Annotated in this window: 2 pseudogenes; both read right to left on the reverse strand. The window is 46.4% G+C overall.

What is annotated here, in order from left to right:
* Nucleotides 1-248, reverse strand: a pseudogene (thiE, locus tag R7R78_RS29060) (thiamine phosphate synthase); the annotation flags it as partial.
* Nucleotides 248-534: pseudogene (locus R7R78_RS29065) on the reverse strand (phosphomethylpyrimidine synthase ThiC); the annotation flags it as partial. The pseudogenes R7R78_RS29065 and thiE, both read right to left, overlap by 1 nt.

The raw sequence follows: 534 nt of genomic DNA on the forward strand, positions 1-534 counted from the left end.
TCTGAAACCGATAGACCTAATTGGTAATAAAGTACAAAATCGGCAGTCTCTGCCTCCTCACATACGTCAATCAGATCGGTACCTACACGAAAGGTATTTTGCCCAAGAACAAGTTGAATAAATTGAGTCGGGCTTACGCCCAACTCAATCTCATCAATACTAAAACCCTGTTCTTTCGCCAACAATAAACACTGCTGAACAGATCCTGTCAGCGGAATTAACGACGATGGAATAAGGATTTTAGCCATTACTCATCCGCCTCGGCGTGCACGGCTGGGTGATAAAGCTCTGAGCCTGTCGCACGAAACTCTTCAGACTTCTTACGCATGCCTTCCAGCGGGTCATCTAAATCTTGATAGAAATCGCCTGATCCGCGGCAACTTGCTCTGTATCTTTGGCGTACTCCCTGACTTCTTGAGAAATCTTCATTGAGCAGAATTTAGGGCCGCACATTGAGCAGAAGTGCGCTACTTTTCCAGACTCTTGCGGTAGCGTTTCATCATGAAATGCACGTGCCGTATCGGGGTCTAAAGC

The sequence above is a fragment of the Vibrio sp. 2134-1 genome (assembly GCF_033339495.1).